The following is a 9662-nucleotide window of genomic DNA, read 5'->3' as shown; positions in this document are numbered from 1 at the left end:
CGGTGGCCCCCCCTCGCAGGTTGTTGGCGCGCAAGTGGCGCCAGCGTCTAGCGGGCTTCTAGCCTTCGCACTCGACGCAGAAGCCTACATTGCCCTCTTCGCGCACCAGCTGCGAACGGTGGCGAATCAAGAAGCACGAGCCGCAAATGAACTCGTCGTCTTTCTGCGGAATGACCGTAACGGTCAATTCCTCGTTGGATAGATCCGCACCTGGCAGATCCATGCCATCGGTGTGGTCGGTCTCGTCGAGCTCGCGCACCACCGACTTGGCGTCCGGTGCGTTTGCGGACTTCACCGCATCCAGAGAAGCCTTACGTGCCTCAGCAACGTCTGGGCGGACTTCATCGTAATCAGTTGCCACGAATTGCATTCCTAACGTGAGCCATTGAGCCTATTCGAAATAGGAGATTACAGCATACTAATGCCAAAAATACAATCGTGCGCAGTTGTTTCGCTCACAGCCGGATGCTTGGCGTTACCTCGGCGTTAACAAGCGGACGGCGGCATCGCGAACTACTGGCGAGTAGCCAGTAGCCCCGATGCCGCCGAAAAGCGTGTCCTACTTGCGGCCTTGGTTGGCAACGGCCTTGATGGCGTCCGCAGCGGCTGCTGGATCCAGGTAGGTTCCGCCCTTGGTGATTGGCTGGAAGTTGTCATCCAGCTCATAGACCAGCGGGATGCCGGTTGGGATGTTCAGGCCAGCAATGTCTTCATCGCTGATGCCATCCAGGTGCTTGACCAGCGCACGCAGCGAGTTGCCGTGGGCGGTGACCATGACGGTCTTGCCTGCCGACAGGTCGGCCTTGATGTTGTTCTCCCAGTAGGGAAGCATGCGATCCAGCACGTCCTTGAGGCACTCGGTGCGTGGGGCGGAGTCGCCCAATGCCGCATAGCGCTCGTCGTTGATCTGGCTGAACTCCGAGGAATCATCCAGTGCTGGTGGCGGGGTGTCGTAGCTGCGACGCCATTCCATGAACTGCTCTTCGCCGAACTCAGCCAAGGTCTGCGCCTTGTCCTTGCCCTGCAGCGCACCGTAGTGGCGCTCGTTCAGGCGCCAGTCGCGGTTCACCGGGATCCACGAACGGCCAGCGGCTTCCAGGGCCAGGTTCGCGGTAACAATGGCGCGGGTCAGCAAGGAGGTGTGAAGCACCTCCGGCTTGTAGCCAGCTTCGGTCAGCAGCTGGCCGCCGCGGGCAGCTTCAGCACGGCCCTTCTCGGTCAGCGATACGTCGTACCAACCGGTGAACAGGTTCTTTTCGTTCCATTCGCTCTGTCCGTGGCGAAGCAAAATCAAAGTGTGGCTCATGTAATCCATCCTAACCAATGCGCAAGCCTGCTCGTGCGAAAGTTAAGGCCCGTGATTAAAGTGCGAAGACCTGCAGTCCGCCAAGATGCGGATGCAGGTCTTCGGGAAAACTTGGTGCCTTGGCACGCCTAGTAGTTGTACCAGCCGCCGCCTTTGCCGCTGACGGCAGGCTTGACGTCCGCGAGGTACACGCAGGCGATGCAGGCGCCGATCAGCTGCAGGAAGCCGATTCCGCCCTGGCTGAAGATGCCGAGCAGTGCCACGGCGGTGCTGGCGACGGTCAGTCCAAGCCAGAACCCCTTGGTGCGCTTGCCTTCCTGGGCGAAACGATCTGCGCCATGACGCAGGCAATCAACCAAAGCCCAGACGGCGAGCGCAACGATGACAATGCTCAAAGCGATCATCATGTAGTACTCGATTATTTGGGCCATGCGCAACATGTTCATGCTTGTACTCTACCTTTCTGGCGCAAATGATGGGCGCTGTGCCACGCGCGGAAATCAGCGCCCGCGGGCATCAAAGCCGGTCCAGCGCTTGCTGCAGATCGGCCCAGAGGTCTTCCACCTCTTCAATGCCTACTGATAGTCGGATCAGGCTGGCCGGGACGCTGGCCGGCTCCGAAGCGTGGCGGGCCCGGCGCTCAGCTAGGGATTCCACGCCTCCAAGCGAGGTGGCGCCGGTGATGAGCTGGAAGGCTTCCAGCACCCGGTCCGCTTCTTCGGCGGTGCTTCCCGCTTCAAAGGCGATCACCGATCCGAACCCGCCCATGAGGTCCGCGGCGCGCGCGTGGCCCGGGTCGTTGGGCAGTCCCGGGTAGCGTACGGCCTGCACCTTGGGATGTGCCGCGAGGCGTTCTGCCAGCACCTGGCTGTTTGACTGCGAACGCTGAAGGCGCACGGCCATGGTGCGCACCCCGCGTAATGCGAGGAAGGTATCCATCGGGCCGGCGATCGCGCCATGCAAGGTCCGGTACCCATGCAGGCGGCTGTGGAGCTGCTCGTCGCTGGTGACCAGCGCGCCCATGATCACGTCCGAGTGGCCCGACAGGTACTTGGTCACCGAGTGAACTACAAGGTCGGCACCGTGGACCAGCGGCTGCTGGAGCAGTGGGGTGGCAAAGGTGTTATCCACGATGCTCACGACGTTCTTCGCTTTGGCAGCAGCCAGCAGGGTCGGCAGGTCGGCGACTTCCAGCATCGGGTTGGTTGGCGATTCCACCCAGAGCACATCGGCCCCATCCAAGGCAGCGAGCACTTCTTCGGTGTTGGCAATATCCACCGGGCGAATGCGCAGCCGTCCCGCATCTTGCAGCTCTGCGCTCAACGCCAGCGAACCGTTATAGGAATGCTGCGGCATCACCAGCACGCCGGCCTCTGGCACGATGCTCAATGCGGCGGCAATAGCTGCCATGCCCGAGGAGAACACCAGGGCAGGCAGCGTTGCCGCTTCGAGCTGGCCCAGTACTTCTTCAAACGGATCCCAGGTCGGATTGGAGAAGCGCGCATATACGCGTTCACCCGGCGCCGCCTGGCCTTTGGAATGGTAAGTCGAGGTGAAGGTTACCGGGTGGTTGACTGGAGCATCGTAGCCATGGGCCGGACGCCCGCCGGCAACGAGCAAAGTTTTCGGATCCCAGGCCGGATTGGCGCCTGATTCTGCGGTGCGGGGGTTCATGGAAAAACTCTACGCTTCCTTTGACGCTGCCAGCCGGTGGATTTCACTACATTTCATCTGACTGATCCACCACACTGGGCGCATTTTCGTTGCACATCCTGCCGTTGCAGCGCACATCTTTAAATGTCCTTGGATAGGCTAGTGGGGTGAGTATCGAATCGAGTACCCCAACCCGTGGCTTGTTCATCGTTTTTGAAGGCGGTGACGGCGCTGGGAAGTCCACGCAGGTCGCCTTGGCCCAGCAATGGCTGGAGTCCCGTGGCGCCAAGGTCACCACTACCCGTGAGCCAGGCGGAACCCAGATCAGCGAAGAGCTGCGTTCCTTGGTGCTCGAACATGGCCACGGCGAGATCGATGCCCGTACCGAGGCCCTGATTTACTCGGCGGCGCGTGCCGCCCATGTCCAGCAGGTCATCTCCCCCGCGCTGGAAGCCGGCACCCACATCATCTGCGACCGATTCGTTGATTCCTCGCTGGCTTACCAGGGCATGGGCCGCGCCCTCGGCTTTGATGCCGTCGCATCGATCAACGACTTCGCAACCGGCGGACTGAAGCCGGATGCCACCATCATTCTTGATATCTCCGCCGCGCAGGGACGTGCCCGGCGCATTGCGGCCAGCGGCGGCGTGGAGGATTCGGATCGCTTGGAATCCGAGCCGGATGATTTCCATGAACGCATCCGCAACGCCTTCCTCGACTTGGCGGCCCGTGATCCGCAGCGCTATCTGGTCCTGGATGCCACCGCCAGCGTGGAGCAGCTGCACCAGTCGGTTGCGCAGCATTTGGCAGGCTTGCTGTGACCCGGCCAGTCTTCGCAGAACTTGCCGGGCAGGAACGTGTCATTGCCACGTTGACCGCTGAGGTTGATCGCGGCAACCCGACCCATGCCTGGCTGGTCACCGGTCCCCCGGGTTCGGGCCGTACCACCGCGGCGCGGGCTTTCGCGGCGGCTTTGCAGTGCACCCAGGCCCCGGCCGGCTGCGGGCAGTGCGCCAACTGCAAAATGGTCATGAATTCGGAGCACCCGGATGTGTCTTTCGTATCCACCGACAAATTCGAGTACCAGATTGCTGACGTCCGCCATCTGATTACCCGTGCACAGGAAAGTGCTAGCACCGGCCGCTGGCGCATCATCATCATCGAAGATGCCGACCGCATGTCCGAGCGCAGCACCAACGTGCTGCTCAAGGCCATTGAAGAACCGCCCGCCAAGATGATCTGGATCCTGAGCGCCCCGTCTCCTGCAGATGTTCTGGTGACCATTCGTTCACGGTGCCGCGCGGTAAATCTCTCCGTGCCGTCCACCCAGGATGTTGCGGATCTTCTGGTGCGCCGTGACGGGCTGGAACCGGAACAGGCGCTGTTCGCTGCCCGTGTCTCGCAGTCCCACATTGGCGTAGCCCGTTTGCTGGCCCGTGACGAGCAAGCACGCATCCAGCGTGAAAAAGTCGTTACCTTGCCGTTGCGCACCACCACCTTGCCGCAGGCGATGGCCGCTGCCGCAGAAATTTCCAAACTGGCCAGCGAGCGTGCCGAGAACATTACCGGCACCGATCTGCAGAACAAGATTGCCCAGCTGCGCCACGCCAACGGCTTGGGTCCAGAGGAGAACATCCCCGCTGGATTGCGTGGACAGTTCAAGGCGCTGGAGGATGATGCCAAGCGATTCGCTCGGCGTGCGGCTTTCGATGCCTTGGACCGTACCCTGACAGACCTGACCACATTCTTCCGCGATGTTTTGAGCATCCAGCTGAAAACCGGAATTGAGCTGATCAACGAGCACTTGCGCGAGCAGCTCGAACGTTTCGCAGCGGAGCAGTCCAGCGAGAAGTCCTTGGCCCAGCTTGATGCCATCAATGAAACGCGCAGCCGCTTGGCTGCCAACGTCAACCAGCTCATGGCCCTGGAAGCACTCATGACCCGTTTGCTGCCTCAGCCGGGACGCCGTTAACCCATCACAAGGAGACACTAAAAGTGCCTGCACGCTCACCGATGATGCGCTTGGCCGCAGTGGGGACCGCTCTGGCTTTGACCCTGGCCGGCTGCTCTTCCACTACAGCGGATTCGCAGTCCGGCGCATCGGATGCGTCGCAGTCCGCGCCCAACGCCAGTACACCGGAAGGATTGGAATCCTTCTACAGCCAAGACCTCGATTGGGAAGAATGCGGCAGCATCATCGAATGCGCCACCATAGAGGTTCCGATGGACTATGCCGATCCCGAAGGCGAGAGCATTGATCTGGCGTTGAACCGCCGCGCCGTGGACGGGGCGACAGGCAATTTGCTGGTAAACCCCGGCGGCCCAGGCGGATCCGGCCTGGATCTGGTGGCGTCCTCGGTACCAGGCATGTTCAGCGCTGACCTGCAGCGCGCCTACAACGTCATCGGGTTCGATCCGCGAGGCGTGGGAGAAAGCTCCCCGGTCACCTGCCAAAGCGGTGCCGAGACCGATGAGGGACGCCAGGAAAACCTGCGGGCTTGGGTTCCTGAAGACCAGGACGAAATTGTCGAGGATACCGAGGACTACGCAGCTGACTGCGCGTCCAATACCGGCGATCTCCTAGGCCACGTCGATACCGTTTCGGCAGCGAAGGACATGGACGTGATCCGTGCTGTGCTCGGTGATGCACAGCTGGACTACCTCGGTTTCTCCTATGGAACTTTCCTCGGAGCAACCTACGCTGATTTGTTCCCCCGGAATGTGGGTCGCTTCGTACTCGATGGCGCCATGGATCCAACCAGCACAGCTTCGGACCTCACCTTGGCCCAGGCCGTTGGCTTCGAGAAGGAGATCGACGCGTGGCTCGCCAATTGCCTTGAAAGCGGTGAGTGCCCGTTCACTGGAACCGTTGAAGAGGCCAAGGTGCAGCTGCAGCAGTTCTTTGCGCAGGTGGAGAACGAACCAATGACCGCCAGCGACGGGCGTGCAGTGCCGATCATCGACTTCATCAACGGCTTCATCTTGCCGCTGTATGACGATTCCAGCTGGCCCATTTTGACCGATGCGATGAACGCTGCCGTCAACGACGCGGATGTGGATATGATCCTCGGCTTCGCGGATCTCTCGGCGGACCGCGAGGGCGACGGCACGTATGCATCGAATTCCACCGATGCTTTCACCGCCATCAATTGCCTGGACCGTCCAATGGACGCCAGTCCAGAAGCGATGCAGGCCGAAGCAACAGAGTTGATGCGTGCGGCCCCGACCTTGGGCAAGTATCTCGCCTATGGCGGCATCACCTGCGAGGCCTGGGACCACGACGCCACTGGCAAGCCTGAAGTCCTCGACGCGGAAGGCTCGAATGAGATCCTCGTCATTGGCACCGTCGGCGATCCAGCTACCCCCTACGCATGGTCTGAGGCATTGGCGCAGCAGCTGGACAACGCGACCCTGCTGACCTATGAAGGCCATGGCCACACCGCATATGGACGCTCCAATGAATGCATTACCAAAGCGGTGGATGAGTACCTGATTGACGGCAAAGTCCCCGAAGCCGGCACCCGGTGCTGATTGGGCTTGATGATGTCGTCGCCGTTTTGACGTTCAGACAATTCCTCGGATAAAGTGACGTGGTGCCTGTTTGCAGGTACAGGCCTCCTTAGCTCAGGGGTAGAGCAGCTCCCTCGTAAAGAGCAGGTCGCCGGTTCAAATCCGGCAGGGGGCTCGGCCTAACGCCCTTGTCAGAATCATTATTGATTTTGGCAGGGGCGTTTTTTGCGCCCAAAAACCGTCTTGTGTGTGCAATGTGTGCACATCATCGTTCTTAGCATCCATCCGTTGCGACACCTTAGACGCCGCATTGCGCGAGGCATTCGACATGAAATGGCCGTAAAAGCTACTCGTGACCACAATATTCGAATGCCCCAGTCGCTTTGGAATGATCATCACATCAACGCCAGCTTGCGCCATGAGGGCCGCGTGTTCATACCTCAGTCCGTGCAATGTGGGAGCGGGCGCGCCCGCCGCCACGCGTAGCTTTGCGAAGAGCTCTGCCACGTAGGAAGGGATTCAAAGGTTGGCGGGTAGGCATCGTGGAGACATCGCGTTCTTCAATCTGGCTAATCTTCCAGCATATAAGGGCATCGACTACATCCAAGTCCATCTCAACGGATGACCTAGAAGCATCGGTTTTGACGCTTCCTTGTTCTACTGCCACACCTCGGACTTCAACCCATGAATTTTTGATGTTGATTGATCGGGGTATAGCCCAATGCCTCCACGCGTCGCTGGAGAATGTCAAAGACCGTCGTTAGCAAGGGGCTAGCGCCAATGACTTTGCATCTTTCATCCACGGAACCCTCGAAAAACATTGACGGAACGCGGGCAGCATGATCTGGGCGGCACTCCGAAACGGCCTTCAGGATTACCTATGAGCCGTTAACGCCACTAACAAGACGGTTGGCAAGGCCTACCCGAATCCATACCCGCACGGCGGGAATCGTCTACGCAGTTTGTCGCCCAAATACAAAGGATCCAAAACATCATTCGCAACTAACATGAAATCGCCCCCGGCTAACGATGGGGGCGATTTTTCGTTTAAATCTATTGCTGGCCTGAGGTCATTTCGAGCCCGTTCTGCTCGTACCTGACTACTACCATTTTCGGGTCCAAATCTAATTTCGAGAGGTCTGCCATGATTTGCTGAGCCGCCATTAGACCGTTGCCGTCCCATTGAGGATCCCCTGAATAGTTCACTACCAGTTCGCCATTCTTTCCCGGCTCAAATGAAGTGATGTCGTAAAAAGGAACGACAATAGCGTCTGGACAATCGACACCTCGGTATTTCAGCCACTCTTTGCCAAGCTCATTGGCCCATGCTTGCCCTTTGGTTTTAGCTTCGGGCCACTGCCAAGCAATGCAATTTTTATCCCATGCGTTTTCAGGCCGGCCTGAATCTATAGCGCTTTGCTTTGCTTTTGCAATATCAGCTTCAGCTAGCGCAACAGGTTCGGCACTAGTGGACGCGCCGAGCGTTGCTGTGGCGCTTGGCGTGGCATCTGCCGATTGATTACCCGCAGAGCAACTAGCAAGGGCGAGAGTGGTCACCACAGCGGTGGCAAGCATTTTCTTCACTGGCTATTCCGTCCTTCTGTCATTGACTACAAGCATGATTGCGGCGGCCATGATAACTAGGCTAGACGGGAGACGTAGCCACCACGGCATAGGCAGGAACACCACAGCCAGAGCAAGTGCGAAAATCATCAACGGTGTCTTTTTCATGCGCGCTTCACCTTCAACGCCCGAACTAGGAGGGTACCGCCTATGGCTAAGGCTATGACGCCAGCCGGGAACGAAATCCACCATGGTTCAGGGATGAAGAAAGCGACCGCGCACGCTGCCATAAAGACTAGGGCGAATACTGTTTCTTTCATGCCTGCACTTTCTTCAAACGGTTTTACGGTGAGTCTACATAGAGCACTGGACAGGATAGGGGGAGCAACTTCAAAGGACGCTACGCGCTAGCGTACGAACGGCACTATGACGTGCTGGCTAATGCGTATGCAAATGTATGCACACACTGCCGGGTAAATTCTGAGATGCCGTGCCCCCACAACCTAAATAGCCTTATATCTAGGCCAAATAGCACCTTGCGGAACACTCAATTATCGCCTTCGTCTATCTCGTAAAGAGCCGGTCGCCGGTTCAAATCCGGCAGGGGACTCGTTTTCGCAATTTTCAATGGATTTTCATGACTGGTCCCGGGGTCTTCGATTCCCACGCAGTCCATTCTTATCCCGCATCTTGCCCAACGGCGCTTTTGGATATTCAATTAGGCCAGAGCCGGCAAACGATTCTTCACTCCGCGATCAGCAGATCATGGATCCCGGTTCGCGACCGGCAAAAGCGGTATAAGCCTTCGACAGCAATTTCCAAGGAATTCCAAACTGATGCAATCCTTGCAGTACTCCCCTGAACCGCCCTCGCTAGGCGGCTAGGCGATCATGCGCCAACGGTGGAGCGAAGTAGCGTTCCTGCATTGGCGGGTTAGCCCGGATGAGGTGGCGCCGTACATGCCCGAAGGATGCCGGCCAGATATTGTCGACGGCAGTGCTTGGGTGGGCCTCATCGCTTTCCAGATGTCGCGCAGTGCGTTCTTCTCCGGTCCTGCGATTCCGTGGTTGGGTGACTTCCCGGAGATCAACGTGCGCATCTATTCCGTTGACAATCAAGGACGCCGCGCAGTGGTATTCCTGAGCCTTGAAGCATCACGCCTGCTACCTGTGCTCATGGCGCGGGCAGTCTTCGGGCTGAAGTACCAGTGGTCGTCCATGAAAATCCTGAAGAAGGCCGGCACGATCAGCTATGCAACACGGCGCATCGGAAATCCGAGCGCACGTTCCCGCATCGTCGTGCGTCCGGTAGAAGCTTCTGCCAGTGCCGATCCAATTACCCCGGGTTCGCAGACCGCCATCGCGCTATCGGCACAGTGGGCGTTCCACCAGCGGCATCTTGGGCGCACCTTGCACTGCCGGAACCACCATGAACCGTGGCCGCTGCAACCTGCACAACTCGTTGAATTCGACGATGGCCTGCTGCGTGCCGCCGGTTTCGCCACTCTCGCTGATCGAGCTCCTGACTCGGTTCTGTACGCCGAAGGCGTCGATACGCTGTTCGCTGCACCAACCGTACTGGACTGCTAGAGGCCAGGCACAAGGCAGTTGCGGCAGAAGGCTCCCCGGTT

General features: G+C 59.0%; 10 protein-coding genes and 1 tRNA gene. 5 read left to right on the top strand and 6 right to left on the bottom strand.

Annotation, left to right across the window (positions count from 1 at the left end):
- Nucleotides 1-58: 58 nt before the first annotated feature.
- The 4 genes from ACNPM8_RS09945 to ACNPM8_RS09930 all read right to left on the bottom strand — a co-directional run bounded on the left by ACNPM8_RS09945 (nucleotide 59) and on the right by ACNPM8_RS09930 (nucleotide 2980).
- On the bottom strand, nucleotides 59-361 hold the full coding sequence (locus ACNPM8_RS09945) for a DUF4193 domain-containing protein (RefSeq protein WP_038993831.1): 303 nt from the start codon (nucleotides 359-361) through the stop codon (nucleotides 59-61).
- A 198-nt stretch (nucleotides 362-559) separates the two neighbouring features.
- On the bottom strand, nucleotides 560-1306 hold the full coding sequence (locus tag ACNPM8_RS09940; protein ID WP_105658786.1) for a phosphoglyceromutase: 747 nt from the start codon (nucleotides 1304-1306) through the stop codon (nucleotides 560-562).
- A gap of 128 nt (nucleotides 1307-1434) precedes the next feature.
- Nucleotides 1435-1737, bottom strand: a complete 303-nt coding sequence (locus tag ACNPM8_RS09935; protein WP_332499012.1) for a DUF2516 family protein — start codon at nucleotides 1735-1737, stop codon at nucleotides 1435-1437.
- Nucleotides 1738-1822: 85 nt separating this feature from the next.
- The gene (locus tag ACNPM8_RS09930) at nucleotides 1823-2980 is read right to left on the bottom strand and encodes a trans-sulfuration enzyme family protein (protein WP_332727722.1); all 1158 of its coding nucleotides are present in this window, start codon (nucleotides 2978-2980) and stop codon (nucleotides 1823-1825) included.
- A gap of 146 nt (nucleotides 2981-3126) precedes the next feature.
- On the opposite strand from ACNPM8_RS09930, the gene tmk reads away from it, so the two are divergent.
- From tmk to ACNPM8_RS09910, 4 genes are all read left to right on the top strand, one after another.
- The gene (gene tmk, locus ACNPM8_RS09925; RefSeq protein ID WP_133835065.1) at nucleotides 3127-3780 is read left to right on the top strand and encodes a dTMP kinase; all 654 of its coding nucleotides are present in this window, start codon (nucleotides 3127-3129) and stop codon (nucleotides 3778-3780) included.
- Entirely contained in the window at nucleotides 3777-4931 is a 1155-nt protein-coding gene (locus ACNPM8_RS09920) for a DNA polymerase III subunit delta' (protein WP_434692189.1), read from the top strand. Before tmk ends, ACNPM8_RS09920 begins: the two co-directional genes overlap by 4 nt.
- A gap of 23 nt (nucleotides 4932-4954) precedes the next feature.
- Nucleotides 4955-6490, top strand: coding sequence for an alpha/beta hydrolase (locus tag ACNPM8_RS09915; protein ID WP_332728480.1), 1536 nt, complete (start codon nucleotides 4955-4957; stop codon nucleotides 6488-6490).
- 82 nt (nucleotides 6491-6572) lie between these two features.
- Nucleotides 6573-6644, top strand: a tRNA-Thr gene (locus tag ACNPM8_RS09910).
- Here ACNPM8_RS09910 and ACNPM8_RS09905 read toward each other — a convergent pair.
- Entirely contained in the window at nucleotides 6626-6976 is a 351-nt protein-coding gene (locus ACNPM8_RS09905; protein ID WP_402735377.1) for a tyrosine-type recombinase/integrase, read from the bottom strand. The genes ACNPM8_RS09910 and ACNPM8_RS09905 overlap by 19 nt on opposite strands.
- Nucleotides 6977-7522: 546 nt before the next feature.
- Nucleotides 7523-8053 (bottom strand): hypothetical protein, encoded by a 531-nt coding sequence (locus tag ACNPM8_RS09900; RefSeq protein ID WP_434692193.1) that lies wholly within the window; start codon nucleotides 8051-8053, stop codon nucleotides 7523-7525.
- Nucleotides 8054-8922: 869 nt separating this feature from the next.
- Here ACNPM8_RS09900 and ACNPM8_RS09895 point away from each other — a divergent pair.
- Entirely contained in the window at nucleotides 8923-9621 is a 699-nt protein-coding gene (locus ACNPM8_RS09895) for a YqjF family protein (protein ID WP_448939773.1), read from the top strand.
- Nucleotides 9622-9662 lie beyond the last annotated feature (41 nt).

The sequence above is a fragment of the Glutamicibacter sp. AGC46 genome (assembly GCF_053543715.1).
The sequence above is the reverse complement of the archived record's forward strand: the minus strand, read 5'-3'. Positions and strand labels throughout refer to the sequence as shown.